At 34.6% G+C, this 16,016-nt stretch carries 13 protein-coding genes; 3 read left to right on the forward strand and 10 right to left on the reverse strand.

The window, feature by feature from the left end; all coding sequences use genetic code 11:
- Positions 1-4: 4 nt before the first annotated feature.
- The 10 genes from HM982_RS00745 to HM982_RS00790 form a co-directional block, all read right to left on the reverse strand.
- Positions 5-2,413 carry an efflux RND transporter permease subunit gene (locus HM982_RS00745; RefSeq protein WP_179351217.1) on the reverse strand — a complete coding sequence of 803 codons (2,409 nt, stop codon included), beginning with the start codon at positions 2,411-2,413 and terminating at the stop codon, positions 5-7.
- A gap of 166 nt (positions 2,414-2,579) precedes the next feature.
- A complete protein-coding gene (locus HM982_RS00750; protein WP_179351218.1) occupies positions 2,580-3,860 on the reverse strand; it encodes a DUF5686 family protein in 1,281 nt (426 codons plus the stop codon).
- Positions 3,861-4,019: 159 nt separating this feature from the next.
- Entirely contained in the window at positions 4,020-4,571 is a 552-nt protein-coding gene (gene frr, locus HM982_RS00755) for a ribosome recycling factor (protein WP_179351219.1), read from the reverse strand.
- A 46-nt stretch (positions 4,572-4,617) separates the two neighbouring features.
- The gene (gene pyrH / locus HM982_RS00760) at positions 4,618-5,325 is read right to left on the reverse strand and encodes a UMP kinase (protein WP_179351220.1); all 708 of its coding nucleotides are present in this window, start codon (positions 5,323-5,325) and stop codon (positions 4,618-4,620) included.
- A 379-nt stretch (positions 5,326-5,704) separates the two neighbouring features.
- A complete protein-coding gene (tsf, locus tag HM982_RS00765) occupies positions 5,705-6,679 on the reverse strand; it encodes a translation elongation factor Ts (protein ID WP_179351221.1) in 975 nt (324 codons plus the stop codon).
- Positions 6,680-6,763: 84 nt separating this feature from the next.
- The gene (gene rpsB, locus HM982_RS00770; RefSeq protein ID WP_179351222.1) at positions 6,764-7,555 is read right to left on the reverse strand and encodes a 30S ribosomal protein S2; all 792 of its coding nucleotides are present in this window, start codon (positions 7,553-7,555) and stop codon (positions 6,764-6,766) included.
- A gap of 182 nt (positions 7,556-7,737) precedes the next feature.
- The gene (gene rpsI, locus HM982_RS00775; protein ID WP_157364360.1) at positions 7,738-8,124 is read right to left on the reverse strand and encodes a 30S ribosomal protein S9; all 387 of its coding nucleotides are present in this window, start codon (positions 8,122-8,124) and stop codon (positions 7,738-7,740) included.
- Positions 8,124-8,579, reverse strand: a complete 456-nt coding sequence (rplM, locus tag HM982_RS00780) for a 50S ribosomal protein L13 (protein ID WP_179351223.1) — start codon at positions 8,577-8,579, stop codon at positions 8,124-8,126. Before rplM ends, rpsI begins: the two co-directional genes overlap by 1 nt.
- Before the next feature lie 225 nt (positions 8,580-8,804).
- Positions 8,805-9,239, reverse strand: coding sequence for a universal stress protein (locus HM982_RS00785; RefSeq protein WP_179351224.1), 435 nt, complete (start codon positions 9,237-9,239; stop codon positions 8,805-8,807).
- Positions 9,240-9,327: 88 nt separating this feature from the next.
- The gene (locus tag HM982_RS00790) at positions 9,328-10,302 is read right to left on the reverse strand and encodes an L-threonylcarbamoyladenylate synthase (RefSeq protein ID WP_179351225.1); all 975 of its coding nucleotides are present in this window, start codon (positions 10,300-10,302) and stop codon (positions 9,328-9,330) included.
- A gap of 366 nt (positions 10,303-10,668) precedes the next feature.
- On the opposite strand from HM982_RS00790, the gene HM982_RS00795 reads away from it, so the two are divergent.
- The 3 genes from HM982_RS00795 (at position 10,669) to HM982_RS00805 (ending at position 15,640) form a co-directional block, all read left to right on the forward strand.
- Complete coding sequence (locus HM982_RS00795; RefSeq protein ID WP_179351226.1) at positions 10,669-12,300, forward strand: ABC-F family ATP-binding cassette domain-containing protein; 1,632 nt, start codon at positions 10,669-10,671, stop codon at positions 12,298-12,300.
- A 208-nt stretch (positions 12,301-12,508) separates the two neighbouring features.
- Entirely contained in the window at positions 12,509-14,488 is a 1,980-nt protein-coding gene (locus HM982_RS00800; protein WP_179351227.1) for a YgiQ family radical SAM protein, read from the forward strand.
- A gap of 222 nt (positions 14,489-14,710) precedes the next feature.
- Positions 14,711-15,640, forward strand: a complete 930-nt coding sequence (locus HM982_RS00805) for a T9SS type A sorting domain-containing protein (protein ID WP_179351228.1) — start codon at positions 14,711-14,713, stop codon at positions 15,638-15,640.
- The last annotated feature ends 376 nt before the right edge of the window (positions 15,641-16,016 follow it).

Genomic DNA, 16,016 nt, shown 5'->3' on the forward strand with positions numbered 1-16,016 from the left:
GTATTTATTTTTTTTGTTCTGTATCGTCTTCAGTGTCAACTTCAGAAGGAATAATATCTATTGAAGGTTTTCTTAAGACTTCTTTGTTGGCAATATTACGTTCTAAAGATAATAATAAGGAAGGTAATAGCAATAAGTTAGAAAGCATAGCGAATAGCAGCGTTATAGATACTAAAGCCCCTAAGGCTACTGTACCACCAAAGCTAGATACTGTGAATACTGAAAAGCCAAAGAATAACACGATAGAGGTATAAATCATACTCACACCTGTCTCTCTGAGCGCTGCGTAAACGGACTTTCTAATTTTCCAATGGTTAGTTTGTAATTCTTGTCTGTATTTTGCTAAAAAGTGAATGGTATCATCTACTGAAATACCAAAGGCAATACTAAATACTAATATTGTTGAAGGTTTAATAGGTACACCTATATATCCCATTATACCTGCTGTTACAACTAATGGTAGGAGGTTAGGGATAAGTGAAACTACTATCATCCTAAATGAACGGAATAGATAAGCCATAAATAAGGCGATAAGGAAAATGGCTAATGTTAGTGATATGACTAAATTTTTAACCAGATATTTGGTGCCTTTTTGAAAGACTAAAGCTTTACCAGTGATAATAACTTCATAGCGTTCATCAGGGAAAACTTTATTAATTTCATCTTGAAGATCATCTTGAATATGCTCCATTCTATCTGTACCTATATCCTTCATAAAGGTGGTGATACGTGCATATTGCCCTGTACTATCTACAAAATCACTAAGCATATCTGCATTGGAGCTTGTGTTTTTGGCATAAGAAGAAATAAATGTGTTTTCTTGACTTGTTGGTAATTGATAATATTTTGGATTCCCGTTATAATAAGCTTGCTTGCTATATTTAACCAAGCTCACTACAGAAATTGGTCGAGATAATTCTGGGGTTTCATTAATTAACTCTTCCAATTCTTCCATACGTTTTAAAGTGGCTAACTTCATTACGCCATTTTTACGTTTGGTGTCAATCATGATTTCTAATGGCATTATCCCATTAAATTCATCTTCAAAAAATCGAATATCTTTAAAAAAATCAGTGTTTTGTGGCATATCTTCTATAAGACTACCCGAAATTTTAATTTGATAAATTCCAATAATTCCAGCGACGATTAATACTAGCGCTGTGATGTAAATACTTATTTTTTTGTGCTTTACCATATTGACCATCCAATCGACAAACTTACCAATCCAACGCTTATTTAAATGTTCTAAATGGCGTTCTTTAGGATAAGGCAAAAAGGTGTATAGAATAGGAACAATAAGTAAACAAAGCATAAAAATAGCTAAGATGCTCAGCGATGCTACAATACCAAATTCTTTAAGTAAGGTGCTTTCTGTAAGGATAAATGTAGCAAAACCTGAAGCTGTGGTAACGTTGGTCATTAAAGTTGCATTCCCAACTTTAGTAATGACACGTTGTAAAGATCTTACTTTGTTACCATGTGATTTTACTTCTTGCTGATATTTGTTTATTAAGAAGACACAATTAGGGATACCGATAACAATGATTAAAGGTGGAATTAAAGCGGTTAATACAGTAATTTCATAACCGAGTAAACCTAAAATTCCGAAGGTCCACATCACACCAATACAAACTACAATTAGCGAAATAAAAGTTGCTCTAAATGATCTAAAGAACAAAAAGAAGATAAGTGAAGTTACAAAGAGTGCACCACCAATAAAAATAGGGATTTCATCTATAATACTCTGCGAACTTAAAGTTCTTATGTAGGGCATTCCAGAAATCCTAACATCGAGTCCGGTCTGGTCTTCAAAAGCATCAACTTTTGCTTGAAGATTGTCTAAGATAAAGGCTTTACGAGCTGGCGTGTTTATAATATCTTTCTTAAGGTAAAGCGCCGTTCTTATGGTTTGCGTTTCTGCATTAAATAAGAAATTATCATAAAAAGGATATTGCTCAAAAAGTTCTTTTTTAAGTTGGCTAACTTCTTCGCTACTCTTTATAGAATCTCTGATAAAAGGTTCTAAGTCAAACTTTACCTCTTCGGTATTTTTAACTAATTTTTGAAGGTCTTTTATTGATAGAACAGCATCGACTTCCTCTTCACCTTTAAAAGAATCCGCAAGCTTATTCCATGCATTTAGTTGTTTTGCACTAAATAAAGCTGAATCCTTAACGCCCAATACCACAAGGTTGCCTTCCTCACCAAAAATCTCTATAAAGTTATTATAGATAAGGTTAATTTCGTGGTCATCTGGTAGTAAATTAGCTTCGGTAGATGAAAAACGCATGTATTTCCATTGTGAGCTAAAAAAGAGTGTTGCCAATATAATGGCAATAAGTATAAAGATTTTATTACGAAGAATAAGTCTTGCAATAGCTTCCCAAAATCCTGTGGTAAAAAGTTTTAACATGCTTTCATAACTGCCTTAGAGCGAACTGCTAAGATATTGATTGAAATAAATAGTTGTTTTTATTACATACGAATAATTATAAAAACGTACTTAGAGATAAAAACAAGCCGCAAAGGTAGGAAAAACCTAAGAATTTGTTAGTTAATTAACAGGAATATAATTTAGGTTAAAGTGAAATATTGAAGGTGAATTTAAAAGCCATATTATCTTCTAGATGTGCTAAGTGGTACCCGCCATATCTGTAGGCAAAACTAAGACCAAAACCGAAAAATAACTTATTAATTTCTATGCCAGATTCTGAGTAGAGTTTGTCTAAAGTATTAAATTCTATCCCCTGATGTCTACTTTTACTATTCATTTCGCCTAATGCATAGCGTGAGATTAATACCAATTGAGGTTTAAAACGTTCAGTAATTTTAAACGGTTTAAACGCATGTTTTAATTGTAAGGTTGAAAACTTATCACTAAAGAATTCATTAAAATACATTGTTTCAAAACTATTTAGACCAGCAACTGAAAAACGCTGAAGAATGGTTTCTTTTCTAATATTATTAGGGTAAGCGTGGTATAAATGGGTTAGAGGCGCATCACCGCCAGCAATACCTGCTACTAAGGTGATGTTGGTAATGGCTTCGTTTTTATGTTTGAATTGTTGTATGGTTCTAAAATCGAGTTTAGAAAATGTAAATTCACTACCAAAAACAGAATTAAAACCCTGTGTTAACTGAAGGGTAAATTTTGGATAACCATCCTTAATCTCTTTAATTTTATCATTCTTTAAGCTGTAATGGCTAAAAGGACTCCATTGTAAACTTACTTTTGCGGTACTTAAATCAAAAGAGTTGTAGCTTTTACCATTTAAGTTATAGCTGTAATTATAAGTTGGAGTTATTTTTGAAACTGCAAATTGTGTTTCAGAAAGTAGGTGGTAAGAAAATTTGTGTTGTATACTTATGGATTTTGTAATGTGCCGATGGAATAAATCTATATTTAATAAACGAGGTTCAAAAAAACTAAAAAATCGTTTATCGGTTAAAAATTTAGAACTTCCGGTTTCTTTTAAATCATCAGTATAAGCAAGATTTACCCAAGTGTTAGAGTCTTTATTTACTCTAAAGCCACCACCAATATTATATTTTAAGCGTTTATCTTTAAAGCCATAAACCAGATAACCCTCTACACGGTAACGTTCTGAAAAATAATCATTAGTGATACCACCTAAACCTGTTCTAAAACCTTCGTATTGATTGAATTTTACAAGGTAGCGTAAATCTAAATTAAAGTACTTGAAGGGTAGGTAACCGTTACCAATTGTTTTTATAAATTCTGCTTTTTTTATAGAATCTCTGGCTTGGTCGGATTTTTCTTTTTCTGAAATGGGAGGTTGTTGCGCAAAGCTATGTGATACAATTGTTAGAAGAAGAACCACAAGCAGACGCTGTAACATGAATAAATTATGATTGAGATTAAAAAAGAAGCTATCTTAAAGTCTCTTTTTAAGTAGCCTGAAATTATTAAATAGTAATTAAATTATAAAGGTATTACAACTACTTAACGTTAGAATGCTTTCGTTTGTTTTAAGGCAGCTTCTTTTTATCTTAAAGTCTTAAACTGTCATAATTTCTTTTTCCTTAACGTCTAAAATAGCATCTATTTTCTTGACGTAAGTATCCGTTAAAGACTGTATATCAATTTCAGCATTTTTTTGTAAATCTTCAGAAGTTTCACTTTTTTTGATGTCGTTCATGGCATCTTTACGTGCATTTCTAATGGCAACTTTAGCATCTTCAGTTTCAGATTTAGCTTGCTTTGCTAAATTTTTTCTGCGTTCTTCTGTTAATGGTGGGACATTAATAATAATTAAATCACCATTATTCATCGGATTAAAGCCTAAATTGGCTAACATAATACCACGCTCAATTTCTTGAAGCATATTTTTTTCCCAAGGTTGAACAGAAATTGTTCTACCATCAGGTGTATTTACGTTTGCTACCTGACTCAGTGGTGTTTGTGAACCATAATAATCTACCATAACACTGCCAAGCATAGCCGGACTTGCTTTACCAGCTCTAATATTTGTTAATTGCTTTTCTAGATGCTTAATGGCTGCTTCCATTGCTTCTTCTGCAGTATCTTTAATAAATTTAATTTCGTCCATAGTATTAAAAATTTAATTGAGGGTTAAAAAAAGTTAAGGCTAAAACTTAGAGAATAACTTCGGTACCTATATTTTCTCCAGAAACTACTTTTAGTAAATTTCCTTTTTTATTCATATCAAAAACGATAATAGGTAGTTTGTTTTCTTGACTCAAAGTAAAGGCTGTTGTATCCATAACTTTAAGGCCTTTACGTAATACGTCATCAAATGTAATATAGTCAAACTTAACGGCATTACTGTCTTTTTCAGGATCAGTATTATAAATACCATCAACACGTGTTCCTTTTAAAATGACATCAGCTTCAATTTCAATGGCTCTTAATACAGCTGCTGAGTCGGTAGTGAAATACGGATTTCCTGTTCCTCCTCCAAAAATAACAACACGGCCTTTGTTAAGATGACTCATTGCTTTACGTCTAATAAAAGGTTCTGCAACTTCATTGATTTTAATAGCTGTTTGTAAACGGGTCTTTACATCAGCATCTTCTAAAGCATTTTGTAAGGCTAAACCATTAATTACGGTTGCTAACATACCCATGTGATCCCCTTGCACACGATCCATACCGTTCATGGCTCCTGCAACACCTCTAAAAATGTTTCCTCCTCCAATTACAATAGCAACTTGCACTCCGAGTTTGGTTATTTCTTTAATGTCTTTAGCGTATTCTGATAAACGTTCAGGATCAATACCATATTGGCGATTTCCCATTAGAGCTTCGCCAGATAACTTTAGTAGTATTCTTTTATATTTCATGTGTTTATTTCTATTGTTTTTCAATGGTCACATGTACATCCATATAATCATTACTTTGAGTATGAAAATTTAGTAATGGATGTTTCATTAGATTGTTAGTATTGCAAATTTAAGGCTTCATATGATGTATTACTCACCTATATTTTGAAATAAGACAGCGTTTTTAACTTATTTCATTTTATCTTTTAAAAGATGAGCAAAGCTACGTAATTATTAGCATCTGTAAAAGTGAAAAAAATGCCAAAAGTTTATTTTATCAAAAAATTGTATTTATAATTATAAAGTAACCTAATCCGTAGCTTTATAAAATGAAAAAACCACTATTCTTAGAGGAATAGTGGTTTTTAAATATAAGATTTCTGTTTTAACAGGATAAATATTATCCTACAGTAGCACGTTTAAAACCAGTAACAGCAACGTCACCATAAGTTTTAACGTATTCAGCAACAGTTTGCTTTTCGTCTTTAATAAACTTTTGATCTAATAAACATTGTTCTTGATCTAAAGTAGTGTTATCAGAAATAAAACGCTCCATTTTTCCAGGTAAAATACGGTCCCAGATTTTTTCTGGTTTACCTTCAGCTTTTAATTCTGCTTTTGCAGCTTCTTCAGCCTCAGCAAGTACTTCAGGAGTTAATTGAGCCATAGAGATGTACTGTGGTACATTCTTTAAAGTCTTTCCTAAACGTCCTAATTCAATATTATCTTTTTCAATTACAGCGATACGTGCTTCAGTTTCTGAGGCAATAAATGCTGGGTCAAAATCCTTATAAGATAAAGATGTTGCTCCCATTGAAGCTACTTGCATTGCAACGTCTTTCACTAAAGTTTCAACGTTATCAACTTTTGCAGATAAACCTACTAAAGCAGCAATTTTATTGATGTGTACATACTGACCTACGTAAGGAGCATCTAATTTTTCAAAAGCAGTGATGTCTAGTTTTTCACCAATTACACCTGTTTGCTCAGTTAATTTTTCTGCAACAGTCATACCTCCAAAATCAGCAGCTAAAAAGGCTTCTTTTGTGTCATGGTTTAAGGCGATATCAGCTAATTCATTTGCAAGTGCTACGAAGTTTTCGTTTTTACCAACAAAATCAGTTTCACAACCTAATACAATAGCAACACCAGAAGTATTATCGGCATTGATTTTTGCGATTGCAGCTCCTTCAGAAGAATCTCTATCAGCTCTTTTTTCAGCAACTTTTTGACCTTTTTTACGTAAAACTTCAATAGCTTTATCAAAATCACCACCAGCCTCAACTAAAGCTTTTTTACAATCCATCATACCAGCACCAGTTGCTTTTCTAAGCTTGTTTACTTCTGCTGCAGTAACTTTTACAGTATTTTCCATGTTTTTTTAATTTAAAAAAGTCGATTAATTATTTTTCTTGCAAGAAAAGAATTAAACGACTTTTGAATATTTTCTAAATGTTATTTATTCTTCTTCTTCAGATGCAACCGCTTTCTCAGCTTTTTTTGCTGGTTGTGCTTTCTTAGCATCTCCTTTTTGAGATTTTGCGTCTTTGTCTGCACGCTCAGCTTTTCTTTCGTTTAATCCATCTGCGACTGCAGAAGTAACGATAGATAAGATTTTATCTATAGATTTAGAAGCATCATCATTTGCAGGAATTAAATAATCTACTTCGCGTGGGTCAGAGTTAGTATCTACCATTGCAAAGATTGGGATATTTAATTTTTGAGCTTCTTTGATAGCGATATGCTCACGCATAATATCGACAACAAATAAAGCACCTGGTAAACGTGTCATATCAGAAATAGAACCTAAATTCTTTTCTAATTTTGCACGTAAACGATTGACTTGTAAACGTTCTTTTTTAGATAAAGAGTTGAATGTACCATCTTTCTTCATTCTATCAATAGCAGCCATTTTCTTTACTGCTTTTCTAATAGTTACAAAGTTAGTTAACATTCCACCAGGCCAACGTTCTGTAATATATGGTTGGTTTACTGCACCTGCTTTTTCAGCAACGATGTCTTTTGCTTGTTTCTTTGTAGCAACGAATAAGATTTTCTTTCCTGATGCTGCTATTTTAGCTAGAGCTTCAGAAGTTTCTTCAATTTTTGCTGCTGTTTTGTAAAGGTTGATAATATGGATACCATTACGTTCCATATAAATGTAAGGGGCCATGTTTGGGTTCCACTTACGTGTAAGGTGACCGAAGTGTACACCTGCTTCAAGTAATTCTTTTACTTCTACTTTTTCCATTTTGTAATCGTTTACATTCTGTTAAATTAGCAATGTTCCATTTGGCTTTTAGCGTTTTGCTATTTGCTGTTGGCTTCATTTAGATGCTAAACTGAAATCCTGAACTCGTTTCGGGATTTTTTAATAAAAAATAATAATCCAGAATCTGCCGAAACAGATTCTGAATAAAAATTGATTGGATATTAACGTTTCGAGAATTGGAATTTCTTTCGGGCTTTTTTCTGTCCGAATTTCTTTCTTTCTACCATTCTTGGGTCTCTCGTTAATAGACCTTCTGGCTTTAATACTAGTCTGTTTTCAGGATCTAGTTCGCACATAGCACGACTTAATCCTAAACGTATTGCTTCTGCCTGGCCGGTGATACCACCTCCATATACGTTAACAGTAATATCAAAGTTGCCATCATTGTTAGTCAAGGCTAAAGGTTGGTTTACTTTGTATTGCAATGTTGCAGTACTAAAATAATCCGCCATGTCTTTTTTGTTCACTGTGATTTTGCCACTCCCTTGAGCAACATACACACGAGCAACAGCCGTCTTTCTACGGCCAATTTTGTGAATTACTTCCATTAGTTAATTTCGTTTAATTTCATTGTTTTTGGTTTTTGAGCGGCATGCGCATGCTCTGTACCAGAAACAACAGTTAAATTTCTAAAAAGGGCTGCTCCTAATTTGTTTTTAGGCAACATTCCTTTCACTGACTTTTCTACTAATCTGCTTGGGTCTTTCTCAAACAATTCAGTAGCTGTCAGACTTCTTTGTCCACCTGGATAACCTGTGTGACGGATGTAACTTTTTTCCGTCCATTTGTTACCAGTTAAGTTGATTTTTTCCGCATTGATAACAACAACGTTATCACCGCAATCAACGTGTGGCGTAAAATTAGGTTTGTGCTTACCTCTTAAAAGTATTGCTACTCTTGAAGCTAAGCGACCTAAAGTTTGTCCTTCAGCATCAACTAAAACCCACTCCTTATTAACGGTAGCTTTGTTAGCTGAAACTGTTTTGTAGCTTAATGTATCCACACTAATTTGATTTATAATTGTGTCTTAAATAACACAATAGATTAAACATTCCTCTTCAAAAAAGAGTTTGCAAATTTACGATAAACAATTGATTTACCAAACCTTGATGAAGATATTTTTGCATTGAAAATCTATATATTGTCTTTCTGTTAATTTTATTGGAATTAATTAGCAGGATTTCGGATGGTTTTTAGTCGTTTTTTTTAATTTTTTTAGAATTTATTTTTAATCCATAGGAACAATTAAAACGGGAATTTTTGAAGCTTTAATTATTGCATTAGAAACACTTCCATAGAGTGCTTTGTAGAAAAACCCATGGTCTTGATAGCCTGAAATAATGAGGTCAATGTTTAATTTTTTTGCCTCTTCTAATATGGTTTCTATTGTAGCACCCTGTACTAAAAGGCCTTCTGCATCGATTCCTTTTTTTTCTAATGCTTCAGTATAACTTTCAATTCTTCGATGTTCTTCCCGAAGTTCTGATGCACGATTATCCCTTGTGCTTTGAGGACCTGCACTATAACCCACAAAATCGGGGTCTGGTGCAGCGATATGGATTACCCAAACTTTAGATGCAAATTTACGGGCTATTGTTTCGGCTTTTTCTATGAGAGGTTGTTCATTACCTTTAAGGTCTATGGCGACTAATATATTTTTCATGGTCTGGGAAATTTAGGTATAAGATACTAAATAATTGACTATTACACAATACATATAGCTCTGGAAAGTGGAGGAGTGATAATTTGTTTTAAGCGTCAACAGTGGCGCGTTGTAAGCGGTCATTAATAGATTTTCCTAAACCACTATCAGGAAAACGTTCAGCGATGATAATATCTAGTTGGTGTTGGTCTAATTGAAGAAGTGAATCATATAGTTTAGATGCTGCTTCTGCTAAATCACCTGTTTTAGATAAAACGATTTGAGTTTTTAAATTATCATCTTCAATTTCAGTCTTAAAAACTAAAACACCAATCCGCTTACTAGGATAACGTTCTATAGCTTCTAATATATTGTTAGATAAAATCGTTTTTGTACTTGGTGCGTAATGGCGCGCTAACATGCCTGGCGCATTTGGGATGTCTTTAGTCTCACCTTTAACGGTGTTTTTTATTTCAATTTTACCAACGACGGCTTCAATATCTTCTAGTGCTGTAGATCCTAATCTATAAATAATAGGGTCATCATTTTCAAATCCTATAATCGTAGATTCAATACCATTTGTACAAGGACCGCCGTCTAAGACCATTTTAATATCGTCCTTAAAATATGTTTCTACATGTGCTGCTGTGGTTGGACTAATACTACTAAAAGGGTTGGCAGATGGTGCCGCTAACGGAAAATCTAATTGCTTTAATAACTCTAAGGTAGTGGGATGATTTGGTACACGAACCGCAACCGTATCTTTACCGCCTGTAATTAAATCGGGAATTGTATTTTGTTTTTTTAAAACTAGGGTAATTGGTCCTGGCCAAAAAGCTTCAGCTAGTAATTGTGCCTTTTGAGGAATGTGAGCTACAATATTTGGTAACTGCTCTATGGAAGAAATATGAACAATAAGCGGATTAAAAAATGGACGCTTTTTGGTTTCAAAAATAGATGTGATGGCTTTTTCGCTATAAATATTACCCGCCAAACCATAAACGGTTTCTGTAGGTATTGCTACAATGTGCTCGTCATTTAAAAGTTGAACGGCTTTAGCGATGTCTTTTGAAATAATGCTCATAATCTATATAATACGCTGCAAAATTACTTCAAAATCTAATACCACTAGGATTTAAGTCGCTTATTTTTCTTCTCTTGCTTTTGTTGGTAAAGTGCGTAGCCCAATACAGCCATCTCTAGTCCTAATATAGCTATTTTGGCTTTTTTGCTTTTTGTGAATGCGCTTGTTAGTCCTAGGACTTTAGTGATAATCATAATTTTATTTTTTAAGTTAATTTAGAATTAACCTAAAATTAGTACTTAAGGTCTAGTTCGCTTAACGTAAATCCCAATAGAATTAACTGAATTACTTATATTGATTATTTTATGTAGAAAGAATAATAATGAGGCTTCATTTAGTAGTTTTGCAACTTCAAAATTTTAGCATATGATTTCAGTCGATAATTTAGCGGTAGAATTTAGTGGTCACACCCTTTTTAGTGAGGTGTCATTTACGATTAATGAAAATGATAAGATTGCCTTAATGGGTAAGAATGGCGCGGGAAAGTCGACCATGATGAAAATTATCGCTGGCGTACAAAGTGCCACACGCGGAAACGTAAGATGTCCTAAGGATGCGGTGATTGCTTATTTGCCACAGCATTTGTTAACGGAAGATGACACGACTGTTTTTGATGAGGCGTCTAAAGCATTTAAGCATGTGTATGAAATGCGTGATGAAATGGAGGCGCTCAACAAGCAATTGGAAACACGAACCGATTATGAGTCTGACGCGTACATGAAAATCATTGAGCGTGTGTCGGATTTAGGTGAGAAATATTACGCATTAGAAGATGTGAATTATGACGCTGAAGTGGAAAAAGCCTTAAAAGGTTTAGGCTTTAAACAGGAGGATTTTATAAGACAAACTAATGAGTTTTCTGGAGGTTACCGAATGCGAATTGAATTGGCTAAAATTTTATTACAAAAGCCCGATTTAATTTTGTTAGATGAGCCTACTAACCATATTGACATAGAATCGGTGATTTGGTTGGAAGACTTTTTAGTAAATAAAGCCAAAGCGGTTGTGGTAATTTCTCACGATAGGGCCTTTGTAGATAATATTACCAATAGAACCATTGAAGTGACTATGGGGCGTATTTACGATTATAAAGCCAACTATACGCATTACCTTCAGTTACGAGAAGATAGACGTACCCACCAAATTAAAGCCTACCAAGAACAACAGAAATTTATTGCTGATAATAGGGCCTTTATTGAGCGTTTTAAAGGTACCTATTCTAAAACCAATCAAGTGTCTTCTCGTGAGCGTATGCTTGAAAAGTTAGACATTATTGAAGTTGATGACATTGATACATCAGCTTTAAAGTTGCGTTTTCCTGCAACCCAACGTTCAGGGGATTACCCGGTGACGGTTAAGGAGGTCTCTAAATCTTATGATGATCATGTGGTGTTTAAAAACGCTAATATGTCTATTGCTAGAGGAGAAAAGGTTTGTTTTGTGGGTCGAAATGGAGAAGGGAAGTCGACTATGATTAAAGCCATTTTAGGTAAAATTGATGTAGAAGGGACTTGTGGTTTGGGTCATAATGTAAAGGTGGGTTATTTTGCACAGAACCAAGCGGCTTTGTTAGATGAAGATTTAACCATTTTTCAAACCGTTGATGAAGTAGCGCAAGGCGATGTACGAACTCAGATAAAAAGCATTTTGGGTGGTTTTATGTTTAGGGGCGACGATATTGAGAAAAAAGTAAGTGTACTTTCTGGTGGTGAAAAAACGAGATTAGCTATGGTGAAGTTATTATTAGAACCTGTGAATTTATTAATTCTCGATGAGCCTACCAATCACTTAGATTTAAAGTCTAAAGATGTTTTAAAGGAAGCACTTCAGAATTTTGATGGGACCTTAATATTGGTGTCTCACGATCGTGATTTCTTACAGGGCTTGTCTAAAAAAGTGTTTGAATTTAAAGAAAAACGCGTGATTGAGCATTTTGAAACCATTGATGATTTCTTAGCTAGAAACCGTGTGGAAAGTCTAAAAGGGTTAGACTTATAATTGAATTCTAATCTTACACTAAGGCTGGGACACTAGCAAATACGCCCGCGTTAGTGATTGAGGCATTTGTTGAAGCTCTTTTTGTGTTGTTGCGCCTATGCAACACAAAAAAGCGACTGCCGAAAGCACGACCCTTGGGTAACGCCCAAATTATAGACCTTAACTTTTTGTACTGCCTAAGCGGCAATATTTTAACTACTTTTGCAACGTGAAGAACGAATTACAACTTTCGGATTGGTTACCTACCACAAACAAAGAGGTGAAAATACGCGGATGGGAAGCACTCGATGTGATTCTGTTTAGCGGTGATGCCTATGTGGATCATCCAACTTTTGGCCCTGCTGTAATTGGGCGTATGTTAGAGAGTTTTGGACTGCGTGTGGCGATTGTGCCGCAACCGAATGTGAATGATAATCTTCAGGATTTTGTAAAACTGGGGAAACCAAGATTGTTTTTTGGGGTGACTGGAGGTTGTATGGATCCTATGATTAGTAACTATAATGCTAATAAGAAGAAGCGGGATAAGGATGCGTATACACCTAATGGTGATATTGGATTTAGACCCGATTACGCTTCTACAGTTTACAGTAACATCTTAAAAGAAAAGTGGCCCGATACCCCTGTATTGATTGGTGGCATAGAAGGCTCATTACGTCGTGTAACGCATTACGATTATTGGAGCGATCAACTGATGCCGTCTATTTTAGAAACCTCTAAAGCTGATATGTTGGTATACGGGATGGGGGAGCAGCCGTTGCGTGAGGTGATTCGTCTGTTAGAAAAAGGCGTACCGTTTAGTAGTATTAATACGGTAAACCAAACCGCTGTCCTTTTAAGTGAAGGGGATAAGATACCGAAGAATAGTAATTGGGAAGATATTGAGATTGCATCGCATGAGGTGTGTTTAAAAGACAAGAAGAAATACGCCTCTAATTTTAAGGTGATAGAACAAGAATCTAATAAGTTGGCCGCCCGACGAATTTTTCAGAAAATAGGTAATAAGACCTTGATGATTAATCCGCCGTACCCAACGATGACGGAAGCTGAGATTGATGCCTCTTTTGATTTGCCTTACACTCGATTACCACACCCAAAATACAATAAGCGTGGCCCGATTCCGGCGTTTGAAATGATTAAGTTTTCTATCAATATTCACCGTGGGTGTTTTGGTGGTTGTAGCTTTTGTACCATTTCTGCACACCAAGGAAAATTTATTGCCTCTCGTAGTCAAGAGTCTATTTTAAAAGAAGTAGATACGGTGGCGAATATGCCGGATTTTAAAGGCTATTTGTCTGATATTGGTGGGCCAAGTGCCAACATGTATCAAATGAAAGGGAAAGTACAATCTATTTGCGATAAGTGTGTGGCGCCGAGTTGTATTTCGCCCGTAATTTGTAGTAATTTAGATACCTCTCATAAGCCGTTAACGGAATTGTACCAGGCGGTAGATAAGCATCCTAAGGTAAAGAAATCATTTATTGGTTCGGGAATCCGTCACGATATGTTGGTGCCAGAATTTAATAAAAATGCCGATCCTAAAGAGTTAGATGATTATACGGAAGAGGTGATGACGAAGCATGTTTCTGGCCGATTGAAAGTCGCACCAGAACATACTAGTGATCCTGTATTGAAATTGATGCGTAAGCCGTCGTTTAAATACTTCCATAAATTTAAAGAACGTTTTGATAAGATTAATATTAAGAAAGGGTTGAAGTTGCAGTTGATTCCTTATTTTATATCGAATCACCCGGCCTGTGAAGTAGAAGATATGGCTAATTTGGCTGCCGAAACCAAAGATATGGGCTTTCAGTTAGAGCAAGTACAAGGGTTTACCCCTACGCCAATGACGGTGGCTACCGTTATTTATTATTCTGGTTACCATCCCTACACTTTAAAGAAAGTCAATACACCTATTACTAAAAAGGAAAAGGACGAACAACACCGTTTTTTCTTTTGGTATAAGGATGAAAATAAAGCGTGGATTAAAAAGACCTTAAACAAATTAGGTCGTCAAGATTTATTGAGTGTTTTATTGCCGGAGAAAACGGAAAAGTGGCAGAAGAATAAACCTAAAGGCGATGCAAAAAACACGTTTAATGATGCTGTACCTTTTAACCAGAGAAAGCCTGAGGATAAGGTAAGATTTAAAGGGAAGAAGCGTCGGAATAAAAAGAAACATCGTCGGTAAATTGTTGTGATAGTATCATGTGATGCTATCTAACACTTTGATTTAAGTCGCTTTACTTTATATTAAGTTTGCATTTATAGAAACGTTTTCAACTCTAGTGTTAATATAATTTTATAGTAGTCAGAAACTCAATTGTCTACTGGTTTTTGGGTGTTTCCAGATGTTAATTATTTCATGCTTTGGTTGATTTTGTAGTATTTTTAGACCTTTAAAATAATTTTAATGATGATAAAAAACTACACAATTGCCTTCATGTTGTTACTTACAGGAGGACTTTTTAGCCAAGAAACTATTTCTTTTGAAACGAGTGAATCCTACACTTTAGGAACACTGAATGCCCAAAATGGTTGGGAAGTCACAGAAGATAGCGATGGGGTTTTTCTAGAAAACCAAGTGGTGTCTGATGAGGCAGCTTCTGATGGAACATATTCGTTTAAAAATGCTTACGAATCTGGTTTTGATTTTCAATGGCTGCCAATTTTTGGAGCTGTAAAAAACTTTGAGTCTCCAGTGTCTTATGAAGATTTTACGTTTTCATACGATGTTTTGGTTACAGAAACCAATGGCGCAGATTTTGAAATGACACTTTTTGGTATTGATGCCAATGATGATTTTGTTCCTGTAGCAGGGATTGCTATGGAATATCAAGGCTTAATTTATACGATTGATAATATAGATTACGGTGCATTCTATATTGATGATGCCACTTGGACACCAAACACTTGGTTGAATGTTAAGATTGAAGTTACTGCGTCCGAATTAAAATATTACTTAAATGATGTATTAGCACATACGCGTAGCAATTTTACATCAGTAGATATTGTTGGTTTTAATATGTTGCATAACAATTATGGCGGTGATGCTTATTACGATAACTTTAGCTTTGAAAGTGGTACATTAAGTATTGCTGATGTTGCAGAGGTATCAGATTTTAGAATTTATCCAAATCCTGTAGCCGATGAGTTAAAAATTGAAGGTGTTGACTTGGAGCAGATAGCACAATTGGCAGTTTACAATGTTAATGGTCAAAAAATAGTAGAAAGTGATGCTGTTGAAACACTAGATGTTAGTCATTTAGTTACAGGAGTTTACTTTTTAAAAATAAGTACTCAAGATAATAGAATACATACCAATAAGCTATTGAAGAAATAAGGCTTTATTGTTAACTTAAATTGTAAAGAACTGCTTTGGATTGTAAAGATTTAGAGCGGTTTTTTTGTTTTGCGTTGAGGTTGCTCTCCATAAGTTTATCTTATTTAGATGATTCTGTTATTGTTGGTGAAAACACCAACAATGGCGTGAGTTTGAGGAAAAGTATGATTTGAAGGTAGAAGGTTTTATAAGAAAAAAAGAGACGTTAACTTTTAGTTTTTCTGTTTTAATTATTGATAAATTGAATTTGTTTGGCTTGGTGTTACGAGAAATTTAGTCGAAGTTCACACGCTTATGACACGCTTATGACACGCTTATGACACGCTTATGACACGCTTATGATACGGGTGAGCCCTTGATTTGATTTGCTGTTGAG

It is taken from the genome of Winogradskyella vidalii, from assembly GCF_013403955.1.
Classification (GTDB): domain Bacteria; phylum Bacteroidota; class Bacteroidia; order Flavobacteriales; family Flavobacteriaceae; genus Winogradskyella; species Winogradskyella vidalii.